This window comes from Aeromonas sp. FDAARGOS 1410, from assembly GCF_019048745.1.
Lineage (GTDB): Bacteria > Pseudomonadota > Gammaproteobacteria > Enterobacterales > Aeromonadaceae > Aeromonas > Aeromonas jandaei.
Genome location: NZ_CP077401.1, coordinates 2,318,219 through 2,333,851, shown reverse-complemented (window position 1 = coordinate 2,333,851; position 15,633 = coordinate 2,318,219). Strand labels below are relative to the sequence as shown.

Below are 15,633 nucleotides of genomic sequence, written 5' to 3'. Positions count from 1 at the left end.
TATTGACTACGACCTCAATGTCCTGAGACAGGATGACACCACTCCCCTATCACTCACAACCGTTTAACAAAAAAATAATGCCCTTTTGGCTCTCGTTTCTATCACCGAAGTGAGTTGTGCACCCTCGATTCGCTATGGCGAAGCACCATCAGGAAAACATAAAAAAGGCCGCTCAATGAGCGGCCTTCTGGCATTACCAATCAGGGATTAGCTATCGCGGCGCTTGCCACCGAACTTGCGACCCTTGTCGAAACCGCCTTCACGGCGATCCTTGTTGAAGGGACGGTCACCCTGCGGACGGCGATCCTTGTTGAAAGGACGGTCGCCACGGAACGGACGATCACCGCGCGGCGGACGGCTGCTGGTGTTGCCACCGGCCGGCACTTCGGTGTAGCGAGTGATCTGCAGCGGACGCTGGCAAACACGGGCTTTCTTGATCACTTCCAGCACATCGGCGCTCATGCCCTTGGGCAGATCGACGGTGGAGAAGTCGTCAGCGATGTCGATGTTGCCGATGAAGCGGCTCTCGATGTTCGCTTCGTTGGCGATGGCGCCCACGATCTGGCCCGGCTTGACGCCGTGATGGGCACCCACGTCTACGCGGTAGCGCTCCATCTCCACATCCGGGTTGTCTTTGAGCGGACGCGGCTCCAGGGAAGGCATACGACGGGCCGGACGATCGCCACGGTCACCGAAGTCACGACCGCCACGGTCATTGAAGTCACGACGCTCGAAGCCACCGCGATCGTTGCTGTTGTTGAACAGCGGATCCGGGATGGAGTCATCCAGCAGCAGCGGTTGGTCGCCCTGTACCAGCTTGGCCAGTGCGGCAGCCAGCTCCAGCGGATCGGCAGAATCTTCTTCGATCAGCTCGTTTACCAGGTTGTGGTAGATCTCGAGCTCTTCGCCCATCATGGTTTCGCGGATACGCTCTTTGAACTTGGCCAGACGGTGCTGGTTGATGTCCTCGGTGCTCGGCATCTTCATCGGCTCGATGGCCTGACGGGTTGCGTGCTCGATGGCGCGCAGCATGCGGCGCTCGCGCGGAGCCACGAACAGGATGGCCTCGCCCTTGCGACCGGCACGACCAGTACGGCCGATACGGTGAACGTAGGATTCGGTGTCGTACGGAATGTCGTAGTTCACTACGTGAGTGATGCGCTCAACGTCCAGACCACGGGCAACCACATCGGTGGCGATCAGGATGTCCAGCTGGCCCTGACGCAGCTTGTCAACGGTACGCTCACGCAGCTTCTGCGGGATGTCGCCGTGCAGCGCTTCACAGGCGTGGCCACGAGCGGCCAGCTTGCCAGCCAGCTCTTCAGCGGCGTTCTTGGTACGCACAAACACCAGCAGAGCTTCGTAAGGCTCGACTTCCAGCAGACGGGTCATGGCGTCCAGCTTGTGCAGACCGGTCACCTGCCAGTAACGCTGGCGGATGGTGGTGGCGGTAGCAGTCTTGGAGGCGATCTTGATCTCTTTGGGCTGCTTCAGGTGCTTCTGGGCCACACGACGGATCTGCTCCGGCATGGTGGCGGAGAAGAGCGCAACCTGACGACCGGCCGGGCACTGATCCATGATCCAGTCCACGTCGTCGATGAAGCCCATGCGCAGCATTTCGTCCGCTTCGTCCAGCACCAGAGCTTTCAGACCGGAGAGATCCAGGTTCTTGCGACGGATCAGATCCATCACGCGGCCCGGAGTACCGACGACAACCTGAGCACCGCGACGCAGAGCGCGGGTCTGGGTTTCGTAGGAGGCGCCACCGTAGATGGGCAGCACGTGGAAATCAGGCATGTGGTGGGCATAGCGTTGGCACGCTTCAGCCACCTGCAGAGCCAGTTCGCGAGTCGGCGCCAGCACCAGGATCTGGGTGTTGCGGTTACCAGCTTCCAGACGAGACAACAGAGGCAAGGCAAAAGCAGCGGTCTTCCCTGTACCGGTTTGCGCCTGCCCCAGCAGATCGTGGCCCGCCATCAGGTGGGGAATTGCTGCGGCCTGGATGGGGGACGGGCGCTCATAGCCCACGTCCTGCAGCGCTTTCAATACAGGCGCGGCCAGTCCAAGCTCACTAAAAAGGGGCAGTTGTTCGGTATCAGACATAGATTCTTCCAGATTAAGGCAGGCGGCTAACACCGCGGAATAGCAAAAAGGCGGCGATTATAGCGCCACTTTGTTCTGCTGTCTTGAAAAATGTGATAAGCCTCTCAAGACGTTGGCAATTATAGAGGGATCTTGCGAGTTAAGCTTGCTTATTTTTCACTCATGATGCGTTATTGCAGATCGTTCCTCTCCGGAGTCCTTGCCCCGCTTGTGCTTGAGCACCGCCATGGTCAACCGGCTGGTGCACAATAAACGACCACGTTCATCGCGAATTTCTATCTGCCACACCTGAGTCGTCGCCCCCAGATGCAGTGGCGAGCAGCGCCCCGTTACCACCCCTTCCCGCTTGGCTCGCAGATGGTTGGCGTTCACCTCCAGACCCACACAATAGCTGTCAGGCCCGACCGCCATATTGGCCGCGAGCGATCCCAGCGTCTCTGCCAGCACCACAGAGGCACCACCGTGCAACATACCGAGCGGCTGGTGGGTGCGGTGATCCACCGGCATGGTGGCCTCCAGCCAGTCGGAGCCAAAGGCGGTATAGATGATATCGAGGTGGGCCATCAGGGTATTACGGGAGCTAGCGTTGAGCCCTTCAAGGCTCATGGGTCTGCGCCAGATGGGGGATGATTCCTGACTCATGAAAAGAGAACTCCTTCAATTGCATGGGGAAAATGGAGCATCACTGCATTGCACAACAAGCCTGCCCCGGCCAGCAGCCGGGGCAGGAAAAAACCTGAAACCGGCCCCCTTACCAGGGGTAGGTGACGCCGGGCCACTCGGCCCAGGGCATCTCCCGACCCGGCAAGCGGGGCTCTGACCACTGCCACACGTTGGCGAGCCAGTCGCGCAGCAGTCCTTCCAACTCTTCATCACTGATGGGAGCCTCGGCCACCTTCCAGAAAAAGAGCTCCGCCTCCACTTCCGGCAGTACCGAAGGGTAGAGATAAACCCCGCCCCAGAATTGCGGCTCCCGATCCGGACTCCAGAGGCCATAGGCGAACGAGCGCTTGGCCAGAAACTCCGACTGCTGCCACTCCAGATCCCCTTCGTGCTGACTCAGGCTGAAATTGGCGGAGGGCCAGAGATCGTTTGGCCGAAACAGCTGATGGAGTTGCTCGCGCTCGCGCAGGATGGCGACAAACTCCACCACCGCCTGAGCGGGGGTGGCGGGCAACAACAAGAAACGCGGGTGCCGATAGGCTTTCGGCACCCGAAACCGCTTGGGAAATCGCAGCATCAGAGCAGCTCCAGCAGGGCTTGCAGCGGATGTTTGATCTTCTCTCCCTCCATCCGTTTGACCTGACTGCGGCAGGAATAACCGGTAGCCAGACAGCGATCCTGTGGCAAACGGGCCAGCGGTTCGGCCCAGCTCAACCCATAAATTCCCTTGGAGTTCTCCACCTGTTTGACATCGTGGCCATAAGTGCCCGCCATGCCGCAGCAACCGACCGAGACCGGTTGCAGTTTGGCGCCAAAGCGGCCAAACAGGGTACCCCAGTCGCCGTGGGTCGAGGGCTTGGCAGTCTTCTCGGTGCAGTGGGCAAAGAGATACCAGGGCTCTGCAGTCTGATCTTCACGTTTCGGCAGCACGTCGGCCGGAAGCGAGAGCAGCCACTCCTGCGGCAACATCACCTGAAAATCACCGCGCGCCGGCCCCAGCGCCTTGGCGTACTCGTCGCGATAGCAGAGCACCATGGCCGGATCCACCCCCACCATGGGAATGCCGAGCGCCGCAATCTTGTTGAGGAACTGGGCGCTGCTCGCCGCGGTGCGGGCAAAGGCGCGCAGGAACCCCTTGATATGCTGGGGCTTGCCGTTGGGCTTGAAGGGCAGCAGGTAGGGCTGGAACCCGAGCTTGCTGGCGAGTTTCACCAGATCCCGCACCACGGGGGCATCGTAATAACTGGTGAAGGGGTCCTGCACGATCAGCACCACCTTCTGGCGCTGCTCGGGAGTCATGGCCTCCAGACCCGGCAGGTCGAAGTAACGGGCGCGGTTATCACGCAGTTCCTCTGCCAGAGTCGGCACGCTCAAGAGCGGCACATCGACCATGCCGATGCCCTTTTCAGCCGCCTTCTGGGCCCACTCTTTTTCCAGGAAGAAGTTGACCAGCTTCGGCGCTTTGGCGAGCAGCGGCGCATAGCTTTCAACGGTGCCGACGAAATAATCCTTGGGCGCGCGCAGGTAGCGACCGTGGTAGAGCTGCATAAAGCGGGCGCGAAAATCGGGCACATCCACCTTGATCGGGCACTGGCTGGTGCACGCCTTGCAGGCAAGGCAGCCAGCCATCGCCTCCATCACCTCGTGGGAGAAGTCATACTCGCCGCGCTGTTTGGCCCAGCTGTTGCGCACCTTGTCCACCAGCTGTTTGAAGCGCACGCCGCCGGAGTGAAGTGCCACCTCTTCCGCCAACGGATCGAACCCCTGCTCCGCCAACTGACGCAGCCACTCGCGCATCAGGCCGGCCCGCCCCTTGGGTGAGTGACGGCGGTCGCGGCTTATTTTAACCGAGGGACACATGGGGGAGTCGGTTTCGAAGGTGAAGCAGAGACCGTTGCCGTTGCAATCGAGGGCCCGGGTATAACTCTCGCGCACCGCCACCGGGATCTGGCGATCATACTTGCCGCGCTTGGGCCCATCCACCGACACCAGCTCGGCATCGCAGCCATAGGGGACGCAGATCTTGCCCGGGTTGATGCGGTTGGCCGGGTCGAACGCCCCCTTGACCCGCTGCAGCTCTTCCCACAGCTCGCCAAAGAAGGCGGGGCTGTATTCGGAGCGAAAGCCCTTACCGTGCTCACCCCACATCAGGCCGCCATATTTGGCGGTAAGGGCCACCACCTGATCGGAGATGCGCCGCAGCAGCACCTCCTGTTCGGGATCGCACAAATCGAGCGCCGGTCGCACATGCAGCACACCGGCATCGACGTGGCCAAACATGCCGTAGTCAAGGCCGTGGGCGTCCAGCAAAGCACGAAACTCCATGATGAAATCGGCCAGCGACTCTGGCGGCACCGCGGTATCTTCAGTGAACGCCACCGGCTTCTTGCGCCCTTCGGCGTTGCCGAGCAGCCCCACCGACTTCTTGCGCATGGCGTAGATGGTCTCTATGCTCGGCAGGTGGTCACACACCTGATAGCCGATGATCCCGGCTTCACCGTTGGCCAGCAGCGCGTCGATACGGCGGCAGAGCTCCGCCACCTTGGCCTTGTGCGCAGCCTCGTCGGTATCGGCAAATTCGACGATGTTGAGCCCCTGCAGATCCTTGCCGGGCACATCCTGAATAAGTTCTTTCACCGAATGCCAGATGATGTCGGCGCGGGCCAGCCCGAGCACCCGGGAGTCCACAGTCTCCACCGACAGCGCTTGGGCCTCAACCATAAAGGGGGCGTTGCGCAGGGCGGAGGGGAAGCTGTCGTATTTGACGTTGACCAGGGTGCGGTAGCGCGGGATGGGTGTGATGTTGAGTCTGGCTTCGGTGATAAAGCCGAGAGACCCTTCAGATCCGCACAGCACCCGGCTGACATCCAGCGTATCGGTATCAGGTTGATAGAGGTGCTTCAGATCGTAACCGGTCAAAAAGCGGTTGAGCTTGGGGAAGGTCGCCTCGATGTCGGCGCGGCGCTCCTTGCCGATACGATAGAGGGTGCGATAGATCTCCCCTTCCCGATTCTCCAGCGCCAGCTTGTCGGCAAGTCGCTCACCGGTCAGCGGCTCGGTCGCCATCAGGTCACCATTCTCCAGCACGGCTTTGAGGCCAAGCACGTGATCCGAGGTTTTGCCGTAAACCAGCGAGCCCTGCCCCGAGGCGTCGGTGTTGATCATGCCACCCAGGGTAGCGCGGTTGGAGGTGGAAAGATCCGGCGAGAAGAAGTAGCCGTGGGGTTTCAAATAGGCGTTGAGCTGGTCTTTCACCACCCCGGCCTGGGCACGCACCCACCCCTCTTCCAGATTAATTTCCATGATCTGGTTCATATGACGGGAGAGATCGACGATAATGCCGCCGCCCAATGACTGACCGTTGGTGCCGGTACCGCCACCGCGAGGGAAAAAACTCAGAGTGTGGTACGCCGGCTCCGCCGCCAGCTTGAGCATCACTGCTATGTCGTCCGCACTGCGCGGATAGAGAACCGCCTGAGGTACTACCTGATAGACGCTGTTGTCCGTCGCCATCGCCAACCGGCTTGCATAAGACTTTTCGATATCACCACGAAAGGCGCTGCGCCCTAGCAACTCTAGGAACGACAGGGTTGTGGGTGACAAACTGTCCTGGTAATCGAGTCTCGGGATCATGAATCCTTGTTCCCTTATTTGCTTGATGCCGGCACCCCGGCGACTACGACTGACCCATCGCCCGTCAATGGTAATCAGGCCAGTCCGCTCACATGTGAGCGGGCAGTATATCAGCTCGAAAACCGCTTGCGCGTAGCAATATTAACCATTTGAAAGGAGGACTCTTATGGCTCACCACAGCCATGTTATCAGTACGCTGGTCACCACAGAGAAGCAGGCGCTCACCCTGTCGCTGTTTGGCTGCATCACTTTCGCCATCTTCGGCATCGGCTACGGCCTGTTCGTTGGCTCCAACGCCATCATGCTCGATGGTATCTTTACCCTGTTCAGCATGGGCATGACGGGCCTCGGTCTGGTCACCGCCTACCTCGTCACCCGCCCCTCCGATGACCGTTTCCAGTATGGCTATGCGCACTTCGAGCCTATCGCCAACGTCATCAATGGCTCCATTATTCTGCTGCTCTGTCTGGCGGCACTCTACAACGGCCTCACCACCCTGTTTGAAGGGGGACGGGAGATCGATCTCGGTCATGCCCTCATCTATGCCGTTGTCTCCACCTTCTTCTGCGCCATCCTCTACCGGATTGAAGCCCAGGTCGCCGAGCAGGTTGACTCCGAACTGGTGCGGGTAGACTCCAAGGAGTGGCTGGTGGATACCCTGCTCAGTGCCACCCTGCTTATCGGTTTCGTGGTTGCCATCGGCCTCGATGCCATCGGCTACGGCCAATACAACCGCTATATCGACCCGGTGCTGGTTTCACTGCTGGCCCTCTGCGCCACCCTCATTCCCATCAAGGTGCTCGGTCGCAACCTGCGGGAAGTGCTGAAAATCGCCCCCAGAGGGGATGTTTCCCAGCTGGTCGAGAACGAAGTCGAGGCGCTGCGCCAGCGTCACGGCGTCGAGTGCTACAGCCATCTGGCGAAAAGTGGTCGCCGCTTCGATCTCGAACTCAACATTCTGGTCGCCCCGGGTCAGGAGTGGCCCGTCGAGCGGCAGGATACCCTGCGTCAGGAGCTCTGGTCCCGCCTCGGCGACACCCTGGGCGATGCCTGGCTCTCGGTCTGTTTCACCCGCGAAAAGCGCTGGTTGTAACCCGATAACCGGTGGAGGCTGCCTGCCAGCCTCCACCGGCTGCGTCACATCCCGACACCGCCCACTTGCCAAATTGGCGCCAGCCGCTATCATCAGGGCTCATTTTTAACCCGAGGTTTTATTGCCCATCATGGACAATCCCCGAAGTTGCCCTTCGTTTCTTCCCGTCAAAAGCTATCTGTTTCTGCTTAACCAGCGCCTCTGAATAACGCCATTGCCTTGCTGCTGCGGCTTTCGCTAGCCCTGTTCACTGTTCGCTCTGTCTGTTTTTTTGAGGTCACATAATGGAATTGCTGCTGGATCCCCACATCTGGATCGGTCTTTTTACCCTGATCATTCTCGAGATCGTGCTCGGGATCGACAACCTGGTCTTCATCGCCATTCTGGTGAAAAAGCTGCCCCCCGCCCAGCGGGACAAGGCGCGCGTACTCGGCCTTGGCCTCGCCCTGCTGATGCGGCTGGTGCTCTTGAGCGTGATGTCGTGGCTGGTCACCCTCACCACCCCCATTTTGCATATCTGGGATCACCCCTTCTCCGGTCGCGATCTGATCCTGATGGGGGGCGGTATCTTCCTGCTGTTCAAGGCAACCTCCGAGCTGCACGAGCGGTTGGAGGCCAAACCTCACGATGATGGCCCGGTCGGCGCCTACGCCAGCTTCGGCGTGGTGATCGCCCAAATTCTGGTGCTGGACGCGGTCTTCTCGCTGGACTCCATCATCACCGCCGTCGGCATGGTGGAACACCTCGGTGTGATGATGGCCGCCGTGACCATCGCCATGGTGGTGATGGTGCTCGCCTCCAAGCCGCTGACCCGCTTCGTCAACGCCCACCCGACCGTGGTGGTGCTCTGCCTGAGCTTCCTGCTGATGATCGGTTTCAGCCTAGTGGCGGAGGGCTTCGGCTTCCATATTCCGAAGGGCTACCTCTACGCGGCCATCGGCTTCTCGGTGCTGATTGAGTTTTTCAACCAGCTGGCCCAGCACAGCGCCATGCGCCACGAAGCCAAACAGCCGCTGCGCGAGCGCACCACCGCAGCCATCTTCAAGCTGATGGGGAGCAAGGCGTATCAGGACCGACCGGATGACGATCTGGATGCCCCGGCCGCCGCACCGGTGAGCTTTGGCGAGGAGGAGCGCTACATGGTGACCGGCGTGCTGTCGCTGGCCGAGCGCTCCATCCGCACCATCATGACGCCGCGCTCCGAGATGGCCTGGATCGATATCAACGACTCCAGCGAGGATATCCGCATCCTGCTGCAACGCGAACCCCACAGCCTGTTCCCGGTCTGTGACGGGGATCTGGACGAGGTGATCGGCGTGGTCAAGGCGCGCGACCTGCTGTTTGCCCTCAACGAAGGGCAATCCTTAAGCGCGCTGGCCAAGCAGAACGACCCCATTATCGTGCCGCAGACCATCAACGTGATTAAGCTGCTGGCGGAGCTGCGCAAGGCGAAGGGGAGCCTCATTCTGGTGGCCGACGAGTTCGGCGTGATCCAGGGTCTGGTCACCACCCACGACCTGCTGGAGGCGATTGTCGGCGAACTGCCGGATGAAGATGAAACCCCAGACATGATCCGCGATGGCGAAGGGTGGCTCATCAATGGCAGCACCAACATCCACCATGTGGAGCAGGTGCTGGAGCACGAGGGGCTGGTGAGCGAGAGCGACGAGTACGTGACCCTGGCCGGCATGCTGCTCTCCCACTTCGGCACCCTGCCCACCCCGGGCCAGCAGCTGCAACTGCAGGCGCTCAACTTCGAGGTGCTGGAGGTGAGCGAGCGGCGCATCGAGCGGGTGCGGGTGATGCCGGTCGCTGGCTAATCCTGCGTAAAACCACCATGACAAGAGGGCCTGTGAGCCCTCTTTTTTTATTCGCCTTTCCTTTGCATATGATGCACCGATTGCGGCGCCCGCTTGGCCCCGCCAGCCATCCGCCGCGACGTTCATTCCCTTCCAATCGCGATTGCTGCATGCAGTGCAATTCAATGGTGCAATTACCCCTCTTTGTTGCAACGCTATTGGCGGCTAGAGTCACCCTCAATCCCACCATGAGGAACTCAAGATGAGCCACGATCACCTGTTTTGCCCGCAGCGACTGGGTCAGCTGCACCTTGCCAACCGCATCGTCATGCCCCCCATGACCCGCTCCCGTGCCAGTCAGCCCGGTGATGTGGCCAACGCCATGATGGCCACCTACTACGCCCAGCGTGCCGGTGCCGGCCTTATCATCAGCGAGGGCACCCAGATCGATCCCATGGGCAAGGGCTACGCCTGGACGCCGGGTATCTACAGCGCCGATCAGATCGCCGGCTGGAAGGGGGTGACCGACGCCGTTCACGCCAAACATGGCACCATCTTCGCCCAGCTCTGGCACGTCGGTCGGGTCACCCATCCGGACAACATCGGCGGCGCCCAGCCCATCTCGGCCTCGGCCCTGCCCGCGGTCGGCGTCAAGGTGTTTGTCGATAACGGCAGCGATGCCCCCGGTTTTGTCGAGACCGTCACCCCGCGCGCCATGACCCAGGCCGATATCGATGCGGTAGTGGGCCAGTTCCGTCAGGCGGCTCGCAACGCCATCAGCGCCGGTTTTGACGGCATCGAGCTGCACGCCGCCAACGGCTACCTCATCAACCAGTTCCTCGACTCCGAGTCCAACGCCCGCACCGACGGCTACGGCGGTTCGCTGGAGAACCGGCTGCGTTTTCTCAAAGAGGTGACCGAAGCGGTCTGCAGCGAGATCGGGGCTGACCGGGTCGGGGTGCGTCTTGCGCCGCTCACCACCCTCAACGGCACCGTGGATGCCAACCCGCAGGAGACCTATCTGGCGGCCGCCCGCCTGCTGGGCCAGCTCAACGTGGTCTACCTGCACATCGCCGAAGCGGACTGGGACGATGCCCCCCTGATGCCGGAGAACTTCAAGCAGGGTCTGCGCGATGCCTTCCCCAACACCCTGATCTATGCCGGCAAATATGACGGCGAGCGGGCGCGCGCCGCCCTCAAGGCGGGCTGGGCCGACATGATTGGCTTTGGCCGCCCCTTCGTCGCCAACCCGGACCTGCCGGAGCGGCTGCGCCACGGCTATCCGCTGGCCCCCCACGATCCGGCCACCCTGTTTGGCGGTGGCGAGAAGGGGCTGACTGACTACCCGACCTATCAGGCCGATGACGCATAAAACCGGCCGTTGCTTGCCAATGGCCAGCAAACCACGTTAAGCAGGCCCCACAGGTTGGGGCCTGCCGTATTGTTGCGCAATTGCAACAGTGGAATTTTTACTGTCTTGCTGTTGCAATAATCTCATCAAGCTCTCCCCACTGTTTCGCAAGGAGTCATCATGAATCACACCCAAGCCTGGTGCTGGCATGCCCCGGGTGAACCGGAGCAGCTCACCCTCGCCGACCTCCCGCTCTCCCCCCTTGGCCCCGATGAGGTAGTGGTGGCCAACCGGGTCATCGCCTTCAATCCGGTGGACTGGAAGCTGATCGAATATGGCCACTCCAACTGGCAGGACGGTCAGGTGCCCGGCGTCGATGGCATGGGCACGATCGTGGCGCTCGGCGCCAACGTCAGCCATCTGCGTCTCGGCGCCCGGGTCGCCTACCACACCGATCTGCGCCACCACGGCAGCTTTGCCCGCCACACCAAAGTGCCGGCACGCGCCCTGCTGCCGGTACCCGATGCCCTGAGCGACGAGGCGGCCGCCGCCCTGCCCTGTCCCGGTCTCACCGCCTGGCAGGCACTGGCCAAGCTGCCGCGCCTGCACGGGGAAGCGCTGCTCATCACCGGCGCCGGCAGCAGCGTCGGCCGCTTTGCGGTGCAGCTCGCCCTCCAGCAGGGGGCGCGGGTATTTGCCAGCGCCAGTCCACGCCACCATCAGTGGCTCAAACAGATCGGGGTGCAGGGGGTGGCCGATTATCGGGATCCCGACTGGCTGGCCACCTTGCAGGCCGCCAACGGCAGCGAGCCGTTCGAGGGGATCATCGATCTGGTCTCGAGCCAACAGGCAGAGAGCCTGCTGCCTACCCTTGGCTACTACGGCCATATGGTGACTGTGCTCGGGCGCATCCCGCACAATCCGCTACCCGCTTTTGCCCATTGCCACTCGTTGCACGAGATTGCACTGGGTGCCCAGCACGCCTTTGGCTCGGACAAACAGTGGAGCCGACTGGTCGCCGCCGGTGTCGCCATGATGGAGCAGATGGCGAGCGGCGAGCTGACCCTGCCGCCGCTGATGGTCGGCGACTTTGAGTCACTGCCGACCCTGCTCGAGCGCTTCAAGCGCGAAGGACAGGGCGAGAAGTTTCTGGTGCGGGTGGCATAGCGCTGACCTTCCTCGATAATCACACCGACCATTGAAACGAAAGAGGCCCGCCAGTGATGGCGAGCCTCTTTTTAAATCAACTGCATTTCATATCGACGGCATTGATGCCTGACTCAGTGCAGCTGCACCCCGTGGCGGGCGGCATGCGTGCGAATATCACGGGTCAGCCGCGCCTTGTCGGCCAAGCTCAGCCAGCTCGCCTCCACCGCATTGAGCGAGAGACGGCAGAGCTGATCCGCAGTGGCACCGAGATCGTCCGCCAGCGCCGCAAAGTTGGCCCCCATGTAACCACCGAAGTAGGCGGGATCGTCGGAGTTGATGGTGACGCAGATCCCCTGCTCCAGCAGCCGCAGCACATTGTGGTGGGCCATCTGGTCAAACACCTTGAGCCGGGTGTTGGAGAGGGGGCAGACGGTGAGCGGCAACCGGGTATCGGCCAGATAGCGCAGCAGCTCGGGATCGTCGGCCGAGCGCACCCCGTGATCAATGCGACACACCTGCAGCTCGTTGATCGCCTGCCAGATGTAGTCGGCAGGCCCCTCTTCGCCCGCATGGGCCACCACCGGCAGCCCCAGTTCGCGGCATTTGGCAAAAATCCGGGCAAACTTGCTGGGCGGATTGCCCTTCTCACCCGAGTCGAGGCCGATGCCGTGGATCCGTGACAGGAAGGGCATAGCCTCTACCAGCGTAGCGAACGCCTCCTCCTCACTCAGGTGGCGCAAAAAACTCATGATAAGGCGCCAGCTGATGCCAAACTCCTGCTCCCCGCGCTGCAGCGCCCGCTCGATACCGCCGAGCACGGTAGCAAAGGGGATGCCGCGGGCAGTGTGGGTCTGCGGGTCGAAGAAGATCTCCACATGCACCACCTTGTCGGCGGCGCACCGCTCAAGATAGGCCCAGGTGAGGTCGAAGAAGTCCTGCTCGGTCACCAGCACACTGGCACCGCGATAGTAGAGGTCGAGAAAGGATTGCAGGCAGTCAAAGTCATAGGCGGCGCGCACGCTGGCCACGTCGGGCCAGGGCAGCGGCACATTGTTGCGTTTGCCAAGCTCGAACATCAGCTCGGGTTCGAGGGTGCCCTCAATGTGAAGGTGCAGCTCCAGCTTGGGCAATTCGGCTATAAAGTGTTCGGCAATAGGGTTATCCATGGCGACGGCTCCATCAGCGACCAGATCCCGAGGGCAACCCCTCCACACGATTGCCCCGACTTCATGCTTATTGTGCGCTCAAGTTGCAAGACAGGGGAGACTTGTCATCAAACAGATTTATAATGGCGTCACAAAAATCATAAATGATTGAACGTCTTACCGATTGGCAGCTCGTCTGCGCCCTGACAAGGAGTTTTCATGAAGAACGTCATCTGTGACATCGACGGTGTCATCCTGCACAACAACGATCTCATTCCCGGCGCCGACCGCTTCGTCCATCGCCTGCTGGAGCAGGGCAGCAAGCTGCTGTTTCTGACCAACTACCCGGCCCAGACCCAGAAAGATCTGCAAAACCGCTTCCGCTCCGCCGGAATCGAGGTGCCGGAGGAGTGCTTCTACACCTCCGCCATGGGCACCGCCGACTTTCTCAAGCGTCAGGATGGCAAGAAGGCCTATGTGATCGGCGAAGGGGCGCTGACCCACGAGCTCTACAAGGCCGGCTTTACCATCACCGATATCGACCCCGACTTCGTGGTGGTGGGCGAGACCCGCAACTACAACTGGACCATGATCCAGCAGGGGGCCAAGTTCGTCGATCAGGGGGCCCGCTTTATCGCCACCAACCCGGATACCCACGGCCCCATGATGCACCCGGCCTGCGGCGCCCTGTGCGCCCCCATCGAGCGGATGACCGGCAAGAAGCCGTTCTACGTCGGCAAGCCGAGCGCCTGGATCATCCGCGCGGCGCTCAACCGGATGGAGGCCCACTCCGACGACACCATCATCATCGGCGACAACCTGCGCACCGACATTCTGGCGGGCTTTCAGGCAGGCCTCGAGACGGTGCTGGTGCTCTCCGGGGTGAGCAAGGTCGCCGATATCGACCGCATGCCGTTTCGGCCGAACCACATCTTCGACTCCGTGGTCGACATCGATATCGTCTGATACCCAAGGATTTAAACCGGGCAGGTCTCCCCTGCCCCAGCTGGACCTGTTATGGAACCCATTCTCATCGCCGTGGCCTTTGGCTGCGGCATGCTGGTCAATCTGATTGGCCTGCCCCCTCTGCTCGGCTTTCTGGCCGCCGGTTTTATCCTCAATGGCATGGGCTATCACAATACCCCGGCCCTCAACGAGATCGCCGATCTCGGCGTCACCCTGCTGCTGTTCACCATCGGTCTCAAGCTCAATATCAAGACCCTGATGCGGCGCGATGTGTGGGGCACCACCAGCCTGCACCTGCTGCTCTCCACCCTGCTCTTTACCGTGGTACTGCTGGTTTGCAAGGGGCTCGGGCTGGTGCTGGCCCTGTCGCTGGACTGGAAGCTGGCACTGCTGCTGGGCTTTGCCCTCTCCTTCTCCAGCACCGTCTTTGCGGTCAAGGTGCTGGAAGATCGCAGTGACATGAATGCCCTCTACGCCCGCATCGCCATCGGCGTGCTGGTGATGCAGGATGTGTTCGCGGTGGCGTTTCTGGCCTTTTCCAGCGGCAAGTGGCCCAGCATCTGGGCGCTCTGGGTGCTGGGACTGCCGCTGCTGCGCCCGCTGCTGTTCAAGCTCTTGGAGCGGGCCGGTCACGGCGAGCTGCAGGTGCTGTTCGGGGTCTTTCTGGCGCTGGTGGTGGGGGCAGCCGGGTTTGAAGTGGTCGGCCTCAAGCCGGATCTCGGAGCCCTCATCATCGGTATGATGCTCGCCTCTCATCCGGCAGCGGCGGGCCTTGCCAAGGCGCTCTTCAACCTCAAAGACCTGTTTCTTATCTGCTTCTTCCTCACCATCGGTCTCAACGGTCTGCCGACCCACGACACCATGTTGCTGGCACTGGCGCTGGTACTGGCCCTGCCGCTCAAAAGCGCCCTCTACTATCTGGTCTACAGCGGCGCTCACCTGCGGGTACGCACCGCCCTGCTCTCCACCCTGGCGCTCACCAACTTCTCGGAATTTGGCCTGATCGTCGCGGCCATCGCCGCCAAGGCGGGCTGGCTCTCCTACGAGTGGCTGGTGGCGGTTTCGCTGGCGCTGGCGGCGAGCTTTATGATCTCCGCTCCGCTCAATGCCCAGAGCGAGCGGATCTACCATCGCATCGGTCACTGGCTCAAGGGGTTGCAGGCGAGCAACCTTCATCCGGAAGACAGACCCATCGAGCTGGGCGATGCGGAGGTGATCATCCTCGGCATGGGGCGGATCGGTCAGGGGGCCTACTTCGAGCTGGAGAACAAGTACGGCAACGTCATCCTCGGGGTGGAGAACGACAGCGAGAAGCTGCCCACCCTGCGCGCCCAGGGGATGAACGTCATCGAGGGGGATGCCACCGATACCGACTTCTGGGACAAGGTACTGCTCTCCAATCAGGTCAATCTGGTGCTACTGGCGATGCCCCACCACTCGGGGAATCTCTATGCCATCGAGAAGCTGCGCAGCCACGGCTTTGCCGGCAAGATCGCCGCCATCGTTCGCTTCGAGGATGATATCGCCTCCCTCAAGGAGCAGGGGGTGGATGCGGTGTTCAACGTCTACAACGAAGCGGGCAGCGGCTTTGCCCGCCATGTGATCCGCCGTTTGCAGCCGCTCTGATCCTGCAGCCAGCGGCCCTTGGCAAGGGAATGTGCATCGTTTAAGTTATGCACAACCTCGTTTAATAAAACGAACAAACGCGGGACCGGATGGCCCCGCGTTCCT

At 61.3% G+C, this 15,633-nt stretch carries 11 protein-coding genes; 6 read left to right on the top strand and 5 right to left on the bottom strand.

All coding sequences use genetic code 11. The features are described from left to right. Positions 1 to 207 precede the first annotated feature (207 nt). From I6L40_RS10960 to I6L40_RS10945, 4 genes are all read right to left on the bottom strand, one after another. Complete coding sequence (locus I6L40_RS10960) at positions 208 to 2,103, bottom strand: DEAD/DEAH box helicase (RefSeq protein WP_041209390.1); 1,896 nt, start codon at positions 2,101 to 2,103, stop codon at positions 208 to 210. Positions 2,104 to 2,259: 156 nt separating this feature from the next. Then, positions 2,260 to 2,745, bottom strand: coding sequence for a hotdog fold thioesterase (locus I6L40_RS10955; RefSeq protein ID WP_071911435.1), 486 nt, complete (start codon positions 2,743 to 2,745; stop codon positions 2,260 to 2,262). A gap of 109 nt (positions 2,746 to 2,854) precedes the next feature. Continuing rightward, a complete protein-coding gene (locus tag I6L40_RS10950; RefSeq protein ID WP_071911437.1) occupies positions 2,855 to 3,343 on the bottom strand; it encodes a hypothetical protein in 489 nt (162 codons plus the stop codon). Next, positions 3,343 to 6,399, bottom strand: coding sequence for an FAD-binding and (Fe-S)-binding domain-containing protein (locus I6L40_RS10945; RefSeq protein ID WP_071911439.1), 3,057 nt, complete (start codon positions 6,397 to 6,399; stop codon positions 3,343 to 3,345). The genes I6L40_RS10950 and I6L40_RS10945 overlap by 1 nt, the downstream gene beginning before the upstream one ends. Positions 6,400 to 6,565: 166 nt before the next feature. Between I6L40_RS10945 and I6L40_RS10940 the strand changes: the two genes are divergently transcribed. The 4 genes from I6L40_RS10940 to I6L40_RS10925 all read left to right on the top strand — a co-directional run bounded on the left by I6L40_RS10940 (position 6,566) and on the right by I6L40_RS10925 (position 11,809). Beyond that, the gene (locus I6L40_RS10940) at positions 6,566 to 7,492 is read left to right on the top strand and encodes a cation diffusion facilitator family transporter (protein WP_216994249.1); all 927 of its coding nucleotides are present in this window, start codon (positions 6,566 to 6,568) and stop codon (positions 7,490 to 7,492) included. Between the two features lie 284 nt (positions 7,493 to 7,776). Continuing rightward, positions 7,777 to 9,312, top strand: coding sequence for a TerC family protein (locus tag I6L40_RS10935; RefSeq protein ID WP_071911441.1), 1,536 nt, complete (start codon positions 7,777 to 7,779; stop codon positions 9,310 to 9,312). Between the two features lie 241 nt (positions 9,313 to 9,553). Next, positions 9,554 to 10,663 carry an alkene reductase gene (locus I6L40_RS10930; RefSeq protein WP_071911443.1) on the top strand — a complete coding sequence of 370 codons (1,110 nt, stop codon included), beginning with the start codon at positions 9,554 to 9,556 and terminating at the stop codon, positions 10,661 to 10,663. A 159-nt stretch (positions 10,664 to 10,822) separates the two neighbouring features. Beyond that, complete coding sequence (locus I6L40_RS10925; RefSeq protein WP_071911445.1) at positions 10,823 to 11,809, top strand: zinc-binding dehydrogenase; 987 nt, start codon at positions 10,823 to 10,825, stop codon at positions 11,807 to 11,809. A gap of 113 nt (positions 11,810 to 11,922) precedes the next feature. Here I6L40_RS10925 and I6L40_RS10920 read toward each other — a convergent pair whose 3' ends face one another. Next, positions 11,923 to 12,957: an adenosine deaminase gene (locus I6L40_RS10920; RefSeq protein WP_071911447.1), complete on the bottom strand. Its 1,035-nt coding sequence runs from the start codon at positions 12,955 to 12,957 to the stop codon at positions 11,923 to 11,925. Between the two features lie 198 nt (positions 12,958 to 13,155). On the opposite strand from I6L40_RS10920, the gene I6L40_RS10915 reads away from it, so the two are divergent. After that, the gene (locus tag I6L40_RS10915; RefSeq protein WP_033115984.1) at positions 13,156 to 13,902 is read left to right on the top strand and encodes an HAD-IIA family hydrolase; all 747 of its coding nucleotides are present in this window, start codon (positions 13,156 to 13,158) and stop codon (positions 13,900 to 13,902) included. A 51-nt stretch (positions 13,903 to 13,953) separates the two neighbouring features. Next, positions 13,954 to 15,528 carry a cation:proton antiporter family protein gene (locus I6L40_RS10910; protein ID WP_041209381.1) on the top strand — a complete coding sequence of 525 codons (1,575 nt, stop codon included), beginning with the start codon at positions 13,954 to 13,956 and terminating at the stop codon, positions 15,526 to 15,528. Positions 15,529 to 15,633 lie beyond the last annotated feature (105 nt).